Genomic DNA, 19,758 nt, shown 5'->3' on the forward strand with positions numbered 1-19,758 from the left:
TATAGTTTCTCCCCTATTGGGCAAAAGCGCACGGTTAGTTCCTCGTATATTTAGGATAGATATAATGACAATTCAGGACTTACGCTATTCATTGTCAATTAGCTTAATCAGTGGACTCTTCCTGTTGCAAGGTTGTAGTCTCAATTCAAACCCCTTTAGTGCTACTCACTCCCCTGCCAGCAGACCAACGATGCTGCAAGGTCAAAACCAGAGTTTTGGTCAAGCTAAAGCACAACCTACCGTTGAGTTAGCTAATCAACTGTTTAAGCAAGGCCGCAAACCCGAAGCGGCGGCTATCTATTATCGTGCAGCCCTAACCCTTCCCCCACCACAACGTGAGCGAGTCATCCTCCAAGCTGCTGAAGTCACCGCCTCGCTAGGAGATGAACGCAGCACTAAGCATTATTTGCAACAGATTCCACGTCAAGCCTTAGTAGGAGAGACTCAAGCCCGCTATCGCTATACCCTCGCTTTACTGGCTTTACAGAATGAGCAAGCTAATCAAGCTTTACGTTTATTACCTTTACACGCGACCAATATGACCGCTGGTTTACGCAATAAAGTCTTATTGGTGCGTCAACGAGCCTTAGAAATGGGCGGTAGCCTGCCCAATGAACGCCAAACTCCACAAGGTATCCCACCGGAATTACAAGCTGCAGTTCAGCAAACGCCCAACGCGCCAACGAGTATAGTCCCGCAAACAGTCGAAAACTTAGCCGTTTTGCTGCCTGATAGTGGGGCTTTAGGTGCAGTCAGCAAAGAAATCTATCGCGGCATGCAGGAAATGGGTAGCCAATTTGGCACGGTCACTACCAGTAAAAACTACCCAACCACACCAGCCAATGTACTGGCTCAATATCAACAAGCGGCTAATGAAGGTGCTGATCTGATTATAGGCCCCTTGGATAAAGAAGCTCTGGAGGTTTTGCTAGCCCATCGTCAGGCCTTAACCGTCCCTGTGCTTAGCCTGAATTATGCTAGTGAGAGCCAAACCTCGCCAGCCTTATATCAATTTGGCCTTTCCCCAGAAGATGAAGCTCGCCAAATTGCGATGGTGACTAGCCATCGAGGTTTACGCCAAGCGCTTGTCTTAGTCCCTGATTCACAATGGGGCAGCCGCCTCGCTGAAGCGTTTATCAAGGCTTATCAAGCAGCGGGTGGGCAGGTAGTCAGTCAGGTTGCTTATCCCAATAGCACCACCCAAACTTATTTAAGCACCTTACAAACCGCTTTAGCCAATAGTAGTGGCGCACAAATGGTGTTTTTAGGCGCATCGCCGACTCAGGCACGCCTCATGAAACCGCTGATTCAAGCCCAAGCCCCCGATTTGCCCGTGTATGCCACTTCGCATATTTTCTCAGGACGTATTGAAAAAAATAAAGATATTGACCTCGATGGCATTATTTATACCGAAGTCCCCTTTATTTTACAGAGCCTGCAACAGGGCAGCTTAGAGCAACTGAAATACCCGCGCTTATATGCCTTAGGAATGGATGCAGTGGCTGTGGCTAAAAACTTACCGCAATTGACCCAAAATCAACGTCTGCAAGGCCGCACGGGGGAAATCAGTTTAACCGCTAATCGCATGATTCAACGTCGCTTAACGATGGCGACCTTTAAAAATGGCTTACCTATGCCACTTGAAGAATGACAACGAGCCAGCAGCGCGGACAACAAGCAGAAAACTGGGCCTGTGAGTATTTACAGGCTCAAGGCTTTCAGGTGTTAAGCCGTAACTATCGGCTACGTGGAGGTGAGCTTGATCTGATTGGCCGCGATGCTGACTATCTGGTTTTTGTCGAAGTGCGTTATCGTAGTAGTGAGAAATTTGGGGGTGCGGTGCATAGCATTAGCTTAGCTAAACAACAGCGCATCATCCGCACCGCCCAGCATTATCTGCTGCGTTATCCAGTCGATTTACCGTGTCGCTTTGATGTGATTGCCATTAATCAAGCCCAACAAATTACTTGGATTAAAAACGCCTTTGAAATCTAGCACTGAGCCTTAGCACAGAAATAAAGCACAGGAATCATTATGTCAGACACGAATAAAATCAATACTAAATTGGTTGACTGCAATAGTGTGGAGTTCTTCCGAGAAGCTAGCCCTTATATACACAAGCATCGTGATAAAATTTTTGTGATTGCGTTTCCGGGGGAAGTGTTAGAGCAAACCAATTTTCGGCGTATCCTACAGGACATTGCGATTATTGCAGCCTTAGGTGCAAAAATAGTCCTAGTCCACGGGACACGCCCACAAATTGATCGGCGCTTAGAACAACTACAGCAACCTATTCGCTTTCATGAAGGGATGCGCATTACCGATCAAGCAGCCCTAGAAGCGGCACAAGAAGCGTGTGGTGCAGCACGGATTAAGATCGAAAATGCTCTCACTTATATGCTGGCACAACCCGGTTTGGGTAATATCGGCCCTGGGGTTATTTCGGGTAATTTTGTTACTGCCCGCCCGCTAGGTGTATTAGAGGGAGTCGATTATGGCTATAGCGGACAAATCCGGCGAATTCGGCATAATTTCATTCGTCAGCAATTAGAAAACCGACATATTGTCTTGCTCTCACCACTAGGTTATTCACCGACAGGTGAGGCTTATAATTTACGCTATGAGCAACTCGCGATTGAAGCCGCCCAAGCATTAGAAGCGGATAAGGTCATGTTGCTGGATGAAACTTCGTTTGACTTACCAAATAATTTAACCATCGAAGAAGCGGAAGCTTATGTTGATCATCACGATATGCTCCCGCAGATTATCGCTGCCTTAAAGCATAAAGTCGGGCGGGTGCATTTATTGGATGCAAACGTCGATGGTATTTTGCTCACTGAGCTGTATACCCGTGATGGGATTGGCTGCATGATCTCAGCAGATGCTTATGAAACCATTCGAGCCGCCGGAGTGGATGATATTAGTGGGATTTTAGATGTGATTCGCCCACTGGAGCAAGCAGGGATTTTGGTGAAGCGCTCACGGGAACAATTAGAATTAGAAGTTAATCGCTTTCAAGTGTTTGTACGTGATCAAAAGATTATTGGTTGTGCCGCTTTATACGATACAGCCGACCCACACATTGGTGAATTAGCCTGTTTAGCCGTCGACCCACATTATCGAACTGCCAATCGTGGTGATCGACTTTTACAGGCGATTACGCAACTCGCCAAAACACAGCACAAAAAGAAATTATTAGTGCTAACAACGCAAACCACCGATTGGTTTAGAGAGCGCGGTTTTGTAGATGCTGAGATTGCTGACCTACCTGAGAACAAAAAACAAGTTTATAATCATAAACGTAACTCAAAAGTCATGTTCAAGACATTGTGAGCCAGTAAAATTGGGAGCAGCGGGAGTAAAGCTGCTGCGCTGCTCGCGGACTCCCCCCTCAGTTCCCCATTGTACCCATCATCCCGGGGAGACCGATACCGAGACAGAACTTATTCTGCCTTTTGGCACGGTACACACAAGCATCGCCGCCACCCACTGCACTGTTATAACCTGCACTAAACACACCATCACCAGCGGAGTCGCGAGCCGTCAGATTACCAGCATCGGATTTATCACTTTTACCCATCGACACAATCGGTGCTCCGGTATCGTTATACACGGCGACCAAACGTGGCTCGGCTAGCAACGCAATCACATCCTTGCCACCTTTGGCTACACCGACTACACCGTGTTCTCCCTCTAGGGTTGCCCCCATGAAAGCAACGTTTTCCCCTTTGGTATTAGCGACCTTCACCGTACCTGAGCCAGCGGCGGCTGGGTTGCTTCCAGCAGAAACAACGATTTTACCTTGGTCGTCGGATAGGCGCAGTGCCAGCTTTTTGCCAGTTTGTGTGGAAATTTCTGCGCTCATCTGACCACCGCCAGCACCTTGGTTGCCACCTGTATTTTCCTGAGCAGCGGGTGCGATACCGGGCGTCTGGATGACCAAACCATCCCGACCATCCTCCCCTGAGCCGAGTAATGCTTTCACATCGGCATTTGCAACCGTTATATGGCTGCCATCCTCGTGCGCCTCAACCAGTGCTGAATTTGAACCATCTACCAGCATGAGGCGGCTACCGTATGCACCCGTTGCCATCACTACGCTGTTCTCTTTTTCCTGTGAGTTTAGGATCAGTGAGGTAAAATTCCCATTGTTATTGATCTGCATCAAGACATTGCCTTGCTTATCAACCACCTTAAAAGGTGCGGTGACTAGGTTGGCATTGCTTTGTTTTTGCTGTAAATCTTGGAGTAGGTCCTCCAGCGTACTAATGCGGGCTTCGAGTTGTTTGATACTGATATGAGCTTCATTAGGCGTCTCAGCCAAAACAACCCAATGACTGAACAAGAATAGCGCTATCAATAACAATAATGGGTAGATTTTCATAGCTGTTCCTTATAGTTAGACAAACTTACCGCGCTGCTGCCACTCGATAAGGTCGCCATTTGGATGACGACTTTGCGGGTGATTAACTACTCTAGGTGTAGTTTACTAGAACCAATATAGTACCAAAAATATATTTTGGCCAAGCTCAACAAGCCACTAACCTTCAGCTAACCCAGTTGGCTATAACCAATTATCAAAAAACATGGTAGGTTTGAGAGCAATTGATCTAAATTAGTGAATCAGGTAAAACTGCTAGTGCTCTAAATTAGCAACAGGTATTACAGGAGCACTAAGAGACTCCGCCTTGAAGCTTGCTTCGTTCCGGTCAATCTTTGAACTATGCACTCTGTAATACCGAATAGGAGAGGGTCATGTTCAAAGCAACACGTCAATGGTTGTGGGATAAAGGTATTAATTGGCTCAATGCCGTGCCTCCTGCAGATTCAAGCGGTGCATATTATAATTTTGATTTTCTTGAGCATGAAGTGCGCCCCGGCGATGTCATTTTATTTGCCGGGCAGACCCGGGTGAGTAAAGTCATTCAAATGGTGACCTTATCACCTTGGACACATGCGGCTTTATACGTCGGCCGGATTAATGACATTCGCGACCCACAAGTCCGCGAAAAACTTCAAACGCATTATCAAGGTAATTCAAATGATAAATTAGTGGTCGAATCTCTATTAGGCTATGGCACAGTGGCTAATCCACTGAATGCTTATCGAGAAGAACATTTACGTATTTGTCGTCCAGCGGGCTTAGACTGGCGTGATGCAGATACCGTCGTCAATGTCGCTATTGAACATCTAGGCATGGGCTATGATGTGCAGCAGCTAATGGATCTGGCTCGCTTTTTATTTCCTTATGGTATTTTACCTCGGCGTTGGCGCTCATCTTTATTTCAGCATAATGCAGGGCAACCGACGCACATTATTTGTTCTAGTATGATTGCACGTTGTTTTCAGCAAGTGCACTATCCGATTTTACCCGTTATCCACAATAACCAAGCAGATCATCGTGTGAGTTTGGAAGAGCGCGATTTCCGACTTTTCATACCCAGTGACTTTGACTACTCCCCGTATTTCGAAGTGATAAAATATCCAGCTTGGCATTTCAATGAACAACCTGCATATCGTAACTTACCGTGGCAACAAGCCAGCGCCCCTGCCATCAAACTGGATACCCACACTCACAGCCCCTTATTACCCAACACCTAAACACGTTGAGCACGAGTTTTAAGGGCAGATTTCGGGTTAATTTGCTTAAAAATACGTTTCTATGCGCAATTTACTAACAAATAAGCGCAGCTTGCGTTAGAATTATTCGGAAAAATAGATGGTTTGCATCAAGACGCGGGGGCTAAACATTTGCATAATTACACAGTCGGATAGGTTCGGGCTTGCTTACTTCTGCTACTAGGGATTTTCAACATCTCACAATCGGCCGTGATCAGCAGGTGTTTTGGATCGGTTTAGACGTAAAAAACTCCAACCGTAATCTATTAACACCTGAAGTACTGGCTGAACTACAACAAGCTTATCAACTAGCCCAAGCCTTAAGGGTGCGTGCTTTAGTGCTATATTCTAACCGCCCTGAAGTTTTTAGTGCGGGTTTAGACCTTAGCCTATTGCAAAATAATCCAGACCCACAAAAGCTGTTAGCCTTTCTCAAAGCAGGTCAAGCTTTCTGTGAGCAGCTCAGCTCTACTTCCATGCTCAGTTTAGCGATGGTCGAGGGTGAATGCCTCGGTGCCGGATTATCACTGGCCTTAGCTTGCCATTATTGCGTGGCTACCACTCATTGGCAGAGTCGCTTTAGTTTTCCTGAGGTGCAGCAGGGCATCCATCCAGTTTGGGGAGGAAGCTCGCGTAGTTTGCAACGCATGGGGGTTAGACCAGCCTTAGACTTCATCACCCAAGCGACGCTACTTTCTGCTGAAGCGGCACTACAGAAAAAGCTGATTGATGCCATCGTTCCTCCTGAACATATTAAAACTTTAGCACTACGCTATATAGCGGGTCAGCCTGCCAAAACGACTACACCGCTTAGCTCAATGTTTTTAGAAACCTTGTCAGCCCGCGTACTCATTAATAACCAACAACAGCGCAAACTCGCTAAAACCCAAGATATTGAGCACTATCCCGCTGCGTCTCGGTTTATGAACCTTTGGCAATTAACAGGAAGTGCACTCACTTCTTTACAACCGATGGAACTGATTGCCTTCCAAGAATTGCTCGAAACCTCAAGTACACAAAACTTATTAAGGTTGGCAGAATTAAAAGATCAATTAAAAGCCCTCGTGCCTGCCAAAGCAGCGACTTACTCTAGCGTGCATATTATTGGTGCAGGGCATGTAGGCCGAGAAATTGCAGCTTGGTGTAGTTTATCGGGTCTGCGGGTCAGTATTCAGGAAGTCAATCTTGAAAATTTAGGCTATGCCCTAGAGAGAATTCGTTCGATTTTTAATACCTATTTTCAAAAAGATGGGGCTAAACTCAAAGCAGCAACTGAACGGATTAGCGTTGACCCCGAAGGTCAGGGTATTTTTTATGCCGATTTGATTATTGATGCCACGACAGATAAATTAGCTAACAAACAAGAGCTATTAGCCCGCTTAGAAGAAAATAGTCGCCCCGATGCTTTATTAGCGATTACTTCATCCACCTTACCCTTAGAGCGTTTAGCCGCCGTTTTATTGAAACCTGAACGTTTGATCGGCTTGCACTTTCTTTATCCGATTATTCAACATGAATTAATGGAAATCATTCATTTAGAGGCTAACACTGCCCCTAAAGTGCTTGAGCAAGCCTATGCTTTTGTCAAACAGATCAATAAATTACCTTTAGCCGTTCAAAGCACACCGGGTTTAGTCGTTAATCGCATTCTCTTGACTTATATTATGCAAGGCATCCGTTTATGCCAACAGAATGTACCTCCGGTTACGATTGATAAAGCTGGACGGGAGTTTGGTATGCCGCTAGGACCTTTAGAATGGGCTGATTTATTAGGCCTAGATTATTGTTGGCAATTAGGCGACACTCTAGCTAAAACCAGCCCCTTGTCAGTCCCTGATTTATTAGTTGATATGGTCAAAGCCGATAAACTCGGTCGGAAAAACGGGACTGGATTTTATCGCTATCGGCATGGGCGGATGTTAAAACCTGAGCGCTCTCAATGGGAGGGGAGTCTTAGCGCCTTGCAAGATAAACTCATTAATCAAATGTCGGAGGAAGCCGCTTTGTGTCTGGAACAAGGCCTGATCGAAAACCCTGACTTATTAGATGCAGCCGTAGTATTCGGCGCTGGGTTTCCAGCTTTTCGTGGGGGGCCGCTGCAATACGCACGCAGCAGTCGTAAATAGAGACCTGCAACCCGAGGAAGTGGCATGAACCTGCCTACGGTTAAACAATTACGTTATTTTGTAGCTCTAGAAACTTACGGACATTTTGGGCGTGCTGCGGAAGCTTGCTTCGTGTCTCAATCCGCCTTTAGCACGGCCATTCGTGAACTTGAATCGACTTTAGAAGTACAGCTCGTGGATCGTACCAATAAAAATGTGACGGTCACGCATATTGGCAAGCAATTAGCCATCGAAGCGCGGCGTTGTTTACGAGATATTGAAAGTTTAGTGGAACTCGCTCGCAGTAACCAACAGCCTTTGACGGGTGAATTAAGGATTGGGGTGATTCCAACTATTGCACCCTTTTTACTCCCAGAAATTCTACCTAAACTACGGGCTGAGTTTCCCCGTCTAAAACTGTATTTAACGGAAGATATTACTCAGCGTATTTATGAAAGACTGATGGATGGTGAGTTAGATTTAATTATTCTAGCTTTACCCTATGCACTTAGAAATGCCGAAGTCCAACCTCTCTTTCGAGATCGTTTTTATCTAGCTTGTCGGGAAGATACCCAACATTTAACCCCTAGTTATTACGAAATCGAAAAACTCGAACCAGAAACCGTTTTATTATTAGAAGATGGCCATTGTTTACGGGATCACGCTCTGTCAGCTTGTCATTTACAGGATATTGAAAAAATCAGTCGCTTTGCCGCGAGCAGCTTATTAACCTTAGTGCAAATGCTTGATGCTGATTTAGGCGTTTCTTATTTGCCCGAAATGGTGATTGGTTCGCCGTTATTAGCAGGTACGGCGGTCAAATTATGGCCGATTACTGAAGATAGTTATCGAGAAGTGGGTTTAGCATGGCGGCGTGGGAGTGCACGTGAACAAGAGTTTTTACAGCTCGGTGAGGCTATTCGAACTGCGAAGATAAAGGCTGTTGTACCCGAAAATACGTAATAAATGGCGGATTATGACCGGGTAATAAACGAATAGCTCGCTCTTCAAAATAAGCAGTTTCACTGTCTAAGGCTTTAATCTTTAATTGCAAACGATAAACTGGCTGCTCCGTATGATCTAAAAAGCCCCCCCCAAACGGCGGCTGTACCCAAGCCCCTTCGGCCTCTTCTCGCTTTCGAATATAGTCATCGACAGCCGCTTGATCACCCTCAGCTAAAATCAGCAATACATGGCGCGGGGCTAACATCGGATTAATGCCATTACTGCGTGCGTTCACTGATAAATAACGTGCTAAACCTTGATAAATCAACGGTGTGACGCCAAGTACTTGTTGCAATTCTTCGATACGTTCAAAAGGGGCGTCTTTCGCCCCATAATCAAGCCCTGCGGTTTGATAATCTTGATCTTCTGCGCCATTTAACCGCTTTAAATCATCAGGATCACGAAAATCCTCCAGCGCATCTAATAAAGTCTCAGCTTCCTGATCAATAATCCCAAGCTCGGTTAACACCCGCTGCAATAGCTGACGATTGGCTTGATTGATGTCGATTAAACCATTTTCACCGATCACCCGAATTTCAACACCATAGCCATTATGTGTCCAAGTCGAGGCCGTGCCACCCAGTTTAAGCTCACGCTGATCGAGGGGAAGAAATAACTGCATCACCGTATAATGTGCTGCCGCTTCCGCAAAGCTACGCGCTTGTGCCGTCGCACGCGCATAACTGACTAATTGTGTTTCCGTTTTGACTGCATAAATGAGCGTCGCTGCCATCGTCATCATCACCATGATCATCCATAAAACCATAATCAGGGCTATCCCCTTTGGACGATGCCTTGGCTGCTTCACTCGAGTTGCTTGCCTAACTTGCGCCGACATACTCATCTACCTGTGGCAAATCGACGATCAGTGTCGGCCAAGCTCGCCGATCTTTACCTTCAATCATCACACGCATCAGTAACGGATAAACCGGCTGATCCAGCCATTCAGATTCCCAACGTGGCTCATCTTGGTCGGATTCAGCGGCATAATAATCAAAATGCACTAAGCCCAAACCACTATAGACCAAGACGGGTTCAACAGATTTTAAGGCTTCATCCCAGCTCAGCTCAGGTCGATAGGGTGCATAACGCATTTCAATTTTGCGACCGTCTTGATCGCGCTTGACCGCTAATTCAATTAAATAAATACCACCTTGATGCTGTAAGGGCTGTAACGGTGCTGCATAACGCACATAATGATCGGTACCCTCAAACGCATAGACGGGGCCGGTTTCCCCTTTGATTTGTACCACAATGGTTTGGCTGAGTTGATTGCGCAGGAACTCACTAATTAAGCGCGTGTCTTCGGTTTTGAGCAGCTGCCGATCAGCCGCCTCCCAACCACGCCCAATCGTATTGAAACTAGAAAATAAGGCTAAAAACAATAAAGCAAGTAGGCTAAAGGCCACCATCATTTCTAGCAGCGTAAAACCAGCTTGCTGCTGATAGCTTGGCTGTCGAGGGTTCGTGATCCTCAAGATTTCTCCCCGAAGCGCAGTGAAGTGAGGGTGAATTGACGTTGCTTACCCTCACTGCTCCAACTGACAACCACTATCACTTGATACGGCTCGACTGAGAGGGAGAATTCATCTTGCTTGTCATGCAGTTCAATCGGCTGCATCGTGACCGTCCATTTATAAGCACTCCCCTCTTCTTGCCCACTAACCGTGGTTGGCTCAATTTTTATTTCACTGCCCACCGCTTCCATCCGTGACTCAGCGACTTGCACAGCAAAGCTATATTCATCGGCTAAAGCAGCACTTTGCATCGCTGAACCAAATAATTGCAGTAGGGTACCCACCACTAAACCCGTGATGACAAAAGCCACCATAATCTCTAACAGCGTAAACCCCTGTTGTTTCAAGGCTTTAGAGTAGACTAATCCGCCCACTAATCCACTCCACATTGACTTTGAAGGTTTGACCGCGTGCCGTTAGTTCAACTGAGCCTCCCGTCGAACTGCCATCAGGATAGAAACGAATATTGCCTTGAGTCGCGGAAACAACTTCAGTTTTAGCGGTATTGATCTTAGCGGCAATACTGGTATGCAAAGAACGTTGCTCCCATTTATTACTAGCCAAACCAAATTGACGGCTACTAATATCCATCGTCCACACCATTTCTTTGCGCTGCAAGATAGCAACACTGCGAGCCTGACGCATACTCGTCGCCACTTCACGCGCAGCTTTACGTAAGACCGGACCTTCGGTTAAGGCACTAGCCGCCACCCCCATCATCAAGGCAGCAATCACCAGCACTAGCATAAGCTCAATTAAACTAAAGCCCCGTTGCTGACGCAGCATCTAATTCTTTTTAGCCCACAAATTGATGTCAGCATCATCCCCTTCACCGCCCGCAGCACCATCACCGCCTAAAGACAAGAGATCATAAGCTTGGTTATTACTGCCAGGGCGTTTGTATTGATATTCATTATTCCAAGGATCTTGTGGGACACCTTTTTTCAAATAAGGTCCATTCCAACCCCGCGCTCCAGAGGGCGCTTCGACCAAGGCTTTTAAGCCTTCTGAGGTCGTTGGGTAGTTGCCGACCTCAAGACGATACATATCTAAAGCAGCACTGATATTTTCAATTTGCACTTTAGCGGATTGGCTTTTGCCCTTTCCGAGGTATTTCATCGCTTGTGGACCGACGATACCGGCGATTAGGCCTAAAATAACCAATACAATCATTAACTCGATTAGGCTAAACCCACGCAGGCTGAGAGGGGTCCTTCGATATTTATTCGCTTTAGAGGATTGCAACATGCTAACCAGCTCCTTTGTTATTATTCATAATCTATGTTATTAGTTATTTATTTTATTAACGATCTATTTGCTCAGCGGACTCATGGTGACGCTTATTGCACTAAATCAGCCATACTAATCATGGGGATCAGCACTGCACCGATAATCACCAAAATCGCTAAGGCCATGATTAAAATTAAAATTGGCTCTAATAAAGACAACATTTGGCGCACAGCATTGCGGACTTCGGCATCATAAATATTAGCAACTTCATGCAGTAACTGTTCCATCTGCCCAGTTTCTTCGCCCACTCGCAACATGTGTAAAGCATAGGCAGGAAATACCCGTTTACTCATTAAAGTACGGGTGAGGCTTTCACCTTGCTTGAGGCTATCAGCGGCTTCTCCAATAGATTTTGCCATCACCCGATTACTCATGGTGTTCTTCACGATCTGCAAAGAACCCAGCAGAGGCACCCCATTGTGTAATAAAGTACCTAAACTACGAGAAAACCGTGCCATTTCTACTTTACCCACCAAATCACCCACGATGGGCCAACGCAGCATCGAACGATCTAACCATAGACGCGCTTGCTCATTGGTGAATACATATTGCAAAACCAGCAGGATGAATAAAAATCCCCCAAGCACTGCCCACCAATAGACTTTGAGTGCTTCACCAGCGGCCATGACTAGTTTAGTAATCATCGGCAACTCAGCACCCATTTCCTCAAACATTTGCGAGAATTGCGGAACAACAAACAGCAGCAGTGCAATAATCGACAGAATCGCTACCACAAACAAAATACTCGGATAAATTAAGGCCGAAACTACCGTACCTCTTAGTTCTTTAGCTCGTAGCATATAATCAACCAAACGCCCTAAAGCATCATCAATCGACCCACTGGCCTCGCCTGCTCGTACCATATTCACATAAAAACGTGAGAACTGATTAGACGCCTCCAAAGCATCCGCAAAATGTACACCACTGCGCACTTGCTCTTGCAGGCTACGCACTAGCTTACTCATGCCGGGCTGTTCAATTAGCTCAAGTTGGATACTTAAAGCCCGATCTAAGGGTAAACCCGCATTCAGCATCGAAGACAATTGTTGAGTGAAAGCAATAATATCGGCCTGACTCACCTTTTTACTTGTCAACCAGCCTGACTTTTTCTTAGCCCCTAACTCCGTACTGACACTTGCCACTCCCGCCAGCTTCACTTGCAAAGGTAGCAAACCTTGAGTATGAATACGCTCAAGTACTTGTGCTTCACTGCTAGCTTCCATCGTACCGGATTGACTAGTCCCCGCTGCCGATAAGGCTTGATATTCAAATACTGGCATTTGGAGTTTCCTCCGCCACACGCAAGACCTCTTCGAGCGTGGTTACACCTTTCAAAGCCTTCTGCAAACCATCCTCATACAGCGTGCGCATCCCCGCCTTACGAGCTTGCTCTTGAATCACCCCCGCATCCTCGTGCTTTAAGACTAAACGCCGAATCGAATCATCCATCACCAGCACTTCATGAATCGCACTGCGGCCTTTATAGCCCGTAAAGCCACAAGCCCGACAGCCTTTGGCATGCCATAAGCGCAGTTCACCTTCACGCTGATATTGCCTTAGACCTAATTCCTGCTCGATTTCAGTCAGAACACTGTAAGGTTCACGGCATTGAGGACATAACCGCCGCACTAAGCGTTGTGCCAAAATACAATTGACGGTTGAGGTGATCAGATAATCTTCAATTCCCATATCCAATAAGCGTGTGACCCCACTCGCCGCATCATTGGTATGAATAGTGGACAGTACCAAATGCCCCGTCAGTGCCGATTGAATTGCAATCCGAGCGGTTTCCACATCCCGCATTTCCCCGATCATAATAATATCGGGGTCTTGACGGACGATAGAACGCAAAGCATCCGAGAACGTCAGACCGATTTTAGGATTGGCCTGAATCTGATTAATCCCTTCTAACTCATATTCAACCGGATCCTCCACGGTAAGAATTTTATTCTCCGTGGTATTCATTTGGGTCAAAGCCGCATATAAAGTCGTCGTTTTCCCCGAACCCGTGGGGCCGGTGACCAAAACCACACCATGCGGTTGACTTAACTCACGTTGCAAACGTGCGAAGTTTTCCTCAGAAAAACCTAAGCTACTCAGCTCTAACTTCACACTATTTTTATCTAAGAGACGCATGACAACGCTTTCACCGTGCATGGTTGGCACTGTAGAAACACGCATATCAATTTCTTTGCCTTGCGCTTTGAGTTGAATCCGTCCATCTTGCGGTAAACGCCGCTCAGCAATATTTAAGCGCGCCATAAGTTTGACACGTGACAAGACCGCCGCCGTCATCGTAGCCGGTGGTGAATCCACCTCATGAATCACGCCATCAATCCGATAACGTACTTTCAAATGCGTTTCAAAGGGTTCGATATGAATGTCCGAGGCGCGTCTAGCCATCGCTTCAGTCATGATTTGATTCACAATCTTGATGACTGGCGCTTCACTCGCCATATCTTTTAAGTGCTCAATATCCGCCAGCCCATCATCACGGCTGGTGATTTCAAACTCTTCTTCATCCTTTTTTGCACTTGCACTATACAAACGCTCAATATTAGTGCGAATTTCCGAGGGCAGACCGAGTAAAGGTTTAATCGGTTTACCCGCCGCCATTTGCAAAGCTTGGCGTGCAAACTGATCACCCGGATCTGACATGGCAACAGTTAATACACCTTCATGCTCAAATAAAGGTACAACTTCTGCAGCGCGCATGTAATTCACTGAGATCCCCAAGTCTTGCAGCGGCTCAGTCGGATAATCCCGAGTTAACGCTAAAGCAACACCTAGATGGCGCGACAAGACGACCGCGACCTCTTGCTCAGTCAACAAGCCTAAACGCACTAAGACACTGCCTAAGGGTTGATGGATCTCTACTTGAGCACGGAGGGCGCGCTCAAGATCAGCAGGCTTAATTTTTCCAAGCTGGATTAAACGCTCACCGAAAGGTACAGGTGGCGGAGTAGAACGCGGTTTAGTAGCTGCAGCTAGCATAGATAATTCTTATTAATTGTTAGTATTTTAATAACAGAGCCAGCAATAAAATCTTGTAATGACTGGTTTTTATCCAAGCCATTCCCTAGTTTTGATAATTTTTATTTATTAGAGAGAAACATGCAAGTAGTTTCTCTCTAGAACTGCAGATAACTGTTTTATTGGCTGGGCAAGCCACTACTGAGCATCGCTACACTACCAATCCCAACCACCATGAACACAATCATTAACACAATGGATACGATAGATAAAATCCCAACCAACTTCCAAAAGCTCGCCTGAGCCTCTAAAGCAGCCTCCATATCATCGAGACTTAAACCCGTGGTAGCACGTTTGATGGCACTGGCATAACGCAGCAAATAGAGCGAGGCAATAAAGTAAATGACTGCCAATAAGATGTACATCACGCCCATGCCCACCATCAACCCTGTACCGGCTAAACCTGCACTCGCGTCTACCCCTTCCAATCCGCTCATGCCCATCATCCCGCCACCGAGAAACATCGGCAGGCTCGCAATCAGCATAAAGGCAGCACCGATAAACCCTAATACTGCGATAAACAATACCCACGGACGAGTCTTACGCAAAGAAGCGAGCACGCGCTCGGACATAACACCACTTCCACCACTGACATCTCGCACTACTGAACGGGGGGGCGCATAAGCATCTTGTACACTCATTATCATCACCTAACTTTCATTGAAAATTAAAGCTTAGCTTAATCAGTGAAGCTCTGTCAGAAAGAACCGAACAGCGGCCATAAAAAACCATTGAATTAAGCGATGCATTAGCTTGCAAGCAAGCCAATGCAAAGTATTGCACGGTTATTGGATGGTAGGGCAGGGTTTATTGAGTTTTGATCTTTTGCATTAAACCAAACGACTTCACGAAAGGACCAGCCATTTTGGGATTTTTAATCATCGCGCCATAATCGCCCGTTTTAAATTTCAACTTACCCGTGGTATAAGCCAAGCCCATCCCTGTAAACCCCAGCCCCTTATCTACCCACTTCATCCAATCTTTACGATCAGCCCGCATATCCCAATCAGGCTTTTCACCATTATATGAACCTGCACTGGTACAAATCCCTTTTTCCACCACAAACACACCGCGTGGCTTATCTTCATCCTTAAAACCACAAGTAATGATCGAGCTAAACGCAATATCTGCCAGCTTAGCACTCACTTCTGGTTCGTTATTCCATTGATCTTTTAATTCATTCATCCAATCGGCTGAAAATAACTCTGGCATAGCACACACTCCTCTCATGGTGGGTTTAACAGCAGCTAGAAAACTTCACAACTTGGGGTTTATAACGCGCACGCTAGCCCATTAGCAATATAGCTAAATGGAGATACCTGTTAAGACTGATCTTGAGTGGAGACAGTTTGCGACGGTCGATAAGCATGCGGCCAATGCTCTAACACGACTGGACTGCTCAAAGCCAAGGCATGGCAAGTGTGCAAATGCTTAGGAATCGAGGTGGGATCGGGATCAACAAACTGCTGGCGGCGCATGATTGAGCCTCCGACGGTTTGCACAGCCGCCGTTGCCATCGTAGCGAATAACTCCGTGATATGTGTACAACCTTGAATACCGCCAAATAACTCTTTTAGCCGCTGATTCCAGCCGGGCGCAATCCGCAAACCCACTAAACGACTATAGGCAGGGTGAATAGCCGTACAATAATTAAACGGTGCAGCCTCTGTCACTGCCTCCGCAGCATGAATCACTAGGTTTGCATCCACCGTCAAGCGTAGTTTCATATCATGCAAGGCTTCCTCAGCCTCAATCCGCCCCCCACGATCTTTATTAGGAAAAGAATAAGGCTTGGTATCGACGACCTGAGCTTCAATATCCCACAGACCATCTTTACGCTCATAACCTTGACAAACAATGGTGCGCGTATGAGCCAACTCACGCTCAACTGGCTTAGATAAAGGCATACCTTCAAATTCCGCTGGTCCATAAACCACCGAACGATAAAGATTCTGACTAAAAACTGCAAGTTAGCGCCCACCGCCTTCTATCGCTTAGTTGGGTCGTTACTCCTGAATTTTCTACACTTGATGCCGTCTTGGTCTACCTTTTTGTTTAGATAGTGCTACTCTTGGCAGCATTATTCAGAATACCCCATTCATAATGAAGAAGCTTTTTATGTTGCGTATTTTAATCGGGGCAGCATTGACTGTTGCATTAACCTCAGTTCTGCTGGCTAATGAAACGACATCGCCAGCACCCAATCCCGCTGCCACTACCCTACCACGCCAAACGACCGTACTGATTCTTGATGGTTCTAATAGTATGTGGGGGCAAATTAATGGTGTGAATAAAATCGTCACTGCCCGCGAAAGTATTCGCACCTTGCTCGAAAGCGCTGAAGGTAATATTGAATTTGGCCTACTCACGTATGGCTCTAAAGGCACACAAGCGGGTTGTGCGGATTTTAATTTAGCTATTAAACCTGAAAACTATGACCTTGTGAAACTACTCAAAGAGGTTTACAAGCTAAACCCCAAAGGACGCTCTCCCATTGCAGCCTCCTTAAAAGAAGCCGCTAAACACTTACCCACTGAAAATGCGCACATTTTATTAGTGAGTGACGGTCTAGAAAGTTGCAAGGGCGACCCTTGCGCCACCGCTAAAGCCTTGGTTGATGCCAATCCGAGCTTACAAATTGATGTGGTTGGCTTTCGTGCCGATAAAGAAGCCCAACTAGAATGTATTGCGGAAAATGGGCATGGTGCTTTTGTCGTTGCCACTGATACTGAACGCTTAAAAACTTTATTAGCCGGAGTCCAAGCCAAAGCTGTCACAATTACTGAAGCAGCTCAGCCGACCCGTACCCCGATTGACAAAAAATCACAACCCGGCAGTGTAGAGTTGAATATTTTAGCAGAAGGGAATCCAGAACCCTTACGAGCTAACTATTCGATTTATCATCCTGATGGGACGAATGTCGTTAATTTTTCAGCCCGCACCCAAGTTACTGAGTATCTCCCCCCCGGTGAATATCGGATTAAGGCTATTTGGCAGAATATAGAAAAATCGGAAAATGTCCGCATCCATTCAGGTAAGGCTACACCATTAACCTTTAATATCGGCCCTACCGGGGAAATAGCCGTGAATGCCTTTAATAAAGATCAACAAGCGGTTGCTGTGAACTATGCTTTATATACCGCTAAGGGCGAGTTTATTTCACGGCATGTCTTGCAAGACGCTATTAAAACTCGCCTCGCCGTGGGTGAATATCGGGTCAAAGCGATCCTTGACAAGAGCAGTCTCGAGACTAAGCTTAAAGTGACCCAAGATTCTGTCATTAATTACAGTTTTAACTTTACTGATAAATAATACGGTTTTTTTAGAACTTGATGATGAGAGGCTAGTCTAAGATAACAGATGGTTCGCGTAGGGCTAATCTAACAAGAACAAGATCAAACCAATAGCTAATGATAAAGGAGTTTTCTAATGCTTAATACAACGACTAAAGTAGCTGCAGCTTTACTGGCTACTAGCTTCGCTTTAGCGGGCTGTAACCCACCCAACAATACTCAAGGCGGGGCCATGATGGGTGCTGTTTTAGGTGGTGTTGCAGGTAATCAATTTGGCAAAGGTGATGGCAAAGTTGCAGCCACCATCGCGGGTACTATGCTCGGTAGTTATATTGGTGGGCAATTAGGCGCACAAATGGATAACTATGACCGCCAACAAGTTGGCAATGCCATTTACTCTGGCCGCCCAGCTACTTGGCAAAACCCAAACACCGGTTATAGCTATACGGCTACGCCGGGCAATATCTATAACTCTAATTATCAAGGTTATCAAACTGCCTGTCGTCCAGTCACTGTCGTTGGTTACATCAACGGTCAACAGCAAAACATTCAAATGAATGCTTGCCGTGCTGCTAATGGTCAATGGCAAGCGACTAACTAAAACACCCGCCCTTGCAGACAAACCCTCTGCTATTCTTAAATAGCAGAGTGGTTTAGTGCGCCCGCTAATACTTTAGGCTCACTAGGCTAACTCATCCAAAATCCTTAAAATCATCCTGTGCACAACTCGTCGGAGAGCGTCGTTTGGGCTTTGCTGATATTATCTTTCTCTTTTACCTCATTCTTGGGGTGTTAGGTTTAATTTTGCTCTGGCAATGGCTATTGGGCTATATCACCACGCTTGATGTCGCGCCTGAAAAACGAGGTTTAATCACCTTAGCAATCGTTAGCCTGATTGGGCTGATCTGGCTTAGTTATGCCTTTAAACTGAATCATTGGCGGCAAATACCGCCTAGTTCCAGCGCGCCTGCTAGCAGCAATCATGGCTCTGTACTAGCCGAAGACCTGCTCAATCAGCCCGTAGAAAACTTAAGTGAAGAGCAAAAGCTCGCTCGCTTTGAACAAGAGAACTTCCCTGAACTCTATGATAATCGGATTTCACTATATCGTGACATCAAAGGCTTGGACGCTTTTTTTATTAAAATTCAAAAACTAGCACCCTTAGTACCTAAGCAAATCCCACTGCTCAATCGCATTTACCAACTCCGCCAAAACACGCACCAGCAATACTCCCAACGCTATCTAGAGGTGAGTCAGCAACTGCGCCATTTTTGGGTGCATTACACTACCGGCAATAGTGAAGATGCGCTGCAAAAATTCCAGCCCGTGGTTAATCGCTTAATCAAAACCATCCAACAAACACGCGGGGATGATTTAGATAACCAAGCCAAACAAGAGCAATACATTATTGAGTCGATGCGGGCGGCTGAAACCTTACTGAAATCGAATAAACTACCTGCTGCTCAATTAGGGATCACTTCGTACAAACTGGACAATCGACAACGCATTATGGAGTGGTTGAATAAAAATGGTTCAACTAATCTACTAGAAACCCTGAGGATGCTCAGCAATCAACGCGCACATATTCTCCAACAAATTCAAATGGTTAAAAACTATATCCAACGTTACCCTGATTTACCCTTAGCGCGTACTCTCCAACTGTGGCAAACCGCCCTCCAACATAATATGTACGCTGAGTATCGCTTACTATATGCAGCGGAAATTCCAGCAACCCTAGAGCAGTTAGCCATTACCCCTCCAGAAAAACCTCATGCTCGGCTTGATGCCACCATTGAGACACAAATTCCGAATATTCTACGCTTTGTGAATACAATGGTGACCCAAGCTGAACAAGCTTATGCGCCGACTGCGCCAAAAACCAATAAGCGTTAAAGG

Annotated in this window: 20 protein-coding genes; 9 read left to right on the top strand and 11 right to left on the bottom strand. The window is 46.0% G+C overall.

Annotated elements, in window-relative coordinates:
- Positions 1-64: 64 nt before the first annotated feature.
- Genes B5D50_RS02715 through argA form a run of 3 tightly spaced genes read left to right on the top strand, consistent with a single transcriptional unit; the run spans position 65 to position 3,333 of the window.
- On the top strand, positions 65-1,651 hold the full coding sequence (locus B5D50_RS02715; protein WP_078921039.1) for a penicillin-binding protein activator: 1,587 nt from the start codon (positions 65-67) through the stop codon (positions 1,649-1,651).
- A complete protein-coding gene (locus tag B5D50_RS02720; RefSeq protein WP_078921040.1) occupies positions 1,648-1,995 on the top strand; it encodes a YraN family protein in 348 nt (115 codons plus the stop codon). Before B5D50_RS02715 ends, B5D50_RS02720 begins: the two co-directional genes overlap by 4 nt.
- Before the next feature lie 39 nt (positions 1,996-2,034).
- Positions 2,035-3,333, top strand: coding sequence for an amino-acid N-acetyltransferase (argA, locus tag B5D50_RS02725; RefSeq protein ID WP_078921041.1), 1,299 nt, complete (start codon positions 2,035-2,037; stop codon positions 3,331-3,333).
- 58 nt (positions 3,334-3,391) lie between these two features.
- On the opposite strand, the gene B5D50_RS02730 is transcribed toward argA, so the two are convergent.
- Complete coding sequence (locus tag B5D50_RS02730) at positions 3,392-4,384, bottom strand: hypothetical protein (RefSeq protein ID WP_078921042.1); 993 nt, start codon at positions 4,382-4,384, stop codon at positions 3,392-3,394.
- Positions 4,385-4,755: 371 nt separating this feature from the next.
- Between B5D50_RS02730 and B5D50_RS02735 the strand changes: the two genes are divergently transcribed.
- From B5D50_RS02735 to B5D50_RS02745, 3 genes are all read left to right on the top strand, one after another.
- Positions 4,756-5,601: a YiiX/YebB-like N1pC/P60 family cysteine hydrolase gene (locus B5D50_RS02735; RefSeq protein WP_078921043.1), complete on the top strand. Its 846-nt coding sequence runs from the start codon at positions 4,756-4,758 to the stop codon at positions 5,599-5,601.
- A gap of 182 nt (positions 5,602-5,783) precedes the next feature.
- Positions 5,784-7,745, top strand: a complete 1,962-nt coding sequence (locus B5D50_RS02740; RefSeq protein ID WP_078921044.1) for a 3-hydroxyacyl-CoA dehydrogenase NAD-binding domain-containing protein — start codon at positions 5,784-5,786, stop codon at positions 7,743-7,745.
- A 24-nt stretch (positions 7,746-7,769) separates the two neighbouring features.
- Entirely contained in the window at positions 7,770-8,687 is a 918-nt protein-coding gene (locus tag B5D50_RS02745) for a hydrogen peroxide-inducible genes activator (RefSeq protein ID WP_078921045.1), read from the top strand.
- Here the strand turns inward: B5D50_RS02745 and B5D50_RS02750 are convergent.
- The 10 genes from B5D50_RS02750 to B5D50_RS02795 form a co-directional block, all read right to left on the bottom strand.
- Positions 8,641-9,567 (bottom strand): type II secretion system minor pseudopilin, encoded by a 927-nt coding sequence (locus B5D50_RS02750; RefSeq protein ID WP_078921046.1) that lies wholly within the window; start codon positions 9,565-9,567, stop codon positions 8,641-8,643. The two genes, B5D50_RS02745 and B5D50_RS02750, sit on opposite strands and share 47 nt — an antisense overlap.
- Positions 9,551-10,207, bottom strand: coding sequence for a prepilin-type N-terminal cleavage/methylation domain-containing protein (locus tag B5D50_RS02755; protein WP_234975778.1), 657 nt, complete (start codon positions 10,205-10,207; stop codon positions 9,551-9,553). Before B5D50_RS02755 ends, B5D50_RS02750 begins: the two co-directional genes overlap by 17 nt.
- The gene (locus B5D50_RS02760; RefSeq protein ID WP_234975779.1) at positions 10,204-10,620 is read right to left on the bottom strand and encodes a type IV pilus modification PilV family protein; all 417 of its coding nucleotides are present in this window, start codon (positions 10,618-10,620) and stop codon (positions 10,204-10,206) included. Before B5D50_RS02760 ends, B5D50_RS02755 begins: the two co-directional genes overlap by 4 nt.
- Positions 10,598-11,032 (bottom strand): GspH/FimT family pseudopilin, encoded by a 435-nt coding sequence (locus B5D50_RS02765; protein WP_234975780.1) that lies wholly within the window; start codon positions 11,030-11,032, stop codon positions 10,598-10,600. Before B5D50_RS02765 ends, B5D50_RS02760 begins: the two co-directional genes overlap by 23 nt.
- On the bottom strand, positions 11,033-11,494 hold the full coding sequence (gspG, locus tag B5D50_RS02770; protein WP_078921048.1) for a type II secretion system major pseudopilin GspG: 462 nt from the start codon (positions 11,492-11,494) through the stop codon (positions 11,033-11,035).
- A 92-nt stretch (positions 11,495-11,586) separates the two neighbouring features.
- Entirely contained in the window at positions 11,587-12,816 is a 1,230-nt protein-coding gene (locus B5D50_RS02775; RefSeq protein ID WP_078921049.1) for a type II secretion system F family protein, read from the bottom strand.
- The gene (gspE, locus tag B5D50_RS02780) at positions 12,803-14,530 is read right to left on the bottom strand and encodes a type II secretion system ATPase GspE (RefSeq protein WP_078921050.1); all 1,728 of its coding nucleotides are present in this window, start codon (positions 14,528-14,530) and stop codon (positions 12,803-12,805) included. The genes B5D50_RS02775 and gspE overlap by 14 nt, the downstream gene beginning before the upstream one ends.
- Before the next feature lie 158 nt (positions 14,531-14,688).
- Positions 14,689-15,210, bottom strand: coding sequence for a DUF5362 family protein (locus tag B5D50_RS02785; protein ID WP_078921051.1), 522 nt, complete (start codon positions 15,208-15,210; stop codon positions 14,689-14,691).
- A 166-nt stretch (positions 15,211-15,376) separates the two neighbouring features.
- Entirely contained in the window at positions 15,377-15,781 is a 405-nt protein-coding gene (locus B5D50_RS02790) for an SCP-2 sterol transfer family protein (protein WP_078921052.1), read from the bottom strand.
- 110 nt (positions 15,782-15,891) lie between these two features.
- Positions 15,892-16,476, bottom strand: coding sequence for a DUF2889 domain-containing protein (locus B5D50_RS02795; protein WP_078921257.1), 585 nt, complete (start codon positions 16,474-16,476; stop codon positions 15,892-15,894).
- A 211-nt stretch (positions 16,477-16,687) separates the two neighbouring features.
- On the opposite strand from B5D50_RS02795, the gene B5D50_RS02800 reads away from it, so the two are divergent.
- The 3 genes from B5D50_RS02800 (at position 16,688) to B5D50_RS02810 (ending at position 19,755) form a co-directional block, all read left to right on the top strand.
- On the top strand, positions 16,688-17,881 hold the full coding sequence (locus B5D50_RS02800) for a vWA domain-containing protein (RefSeq protein ID WP_159448555.1): 1,194 nt from the start codon (positions 16,688-16,690) through the stop codon (positions 17,879-17,881).
- A 117-nt stretch (positions 17,882-17,998) separates the two neighbouring features.
- Positions 17,999-18,463 (top strand): glycine zipper 2TM domain-containing protein, encoded by a 465-nt coding sequence (locus B5D50_RS02805; RefSeq protein WP_078921054.1) that lies wholly within the window; start codon positions 17,999-18,001, stop codon positions 18,461-18,463.
- Positions 18,464-18,606: 143 nt separating this feature from the next.
- Positions 18,607-19,755 (top strand): hypothetical protein, encoded by a 1,149-nt coding sequence (locus B5D50_RS02810; RefSeq protein WP_078921055.1) that lies wholly within the window; start codon positions 18,607-18,609, stop codon positions 19,753-19,755.
- Positions 19,756-19,758: the final 3 nt, after the last annotated feature.

The organism is Thiothrix eikelboomii, from assembly GCF_900167255.1.
In the GTDB taxonomy this organism is placed as follows: Bacteria; Pseudomonadota; Gammaproteobacteria; order Thiotrichales; family Thiotrichaceae; genus Thiolinea; species Thiolinea eikelboomii.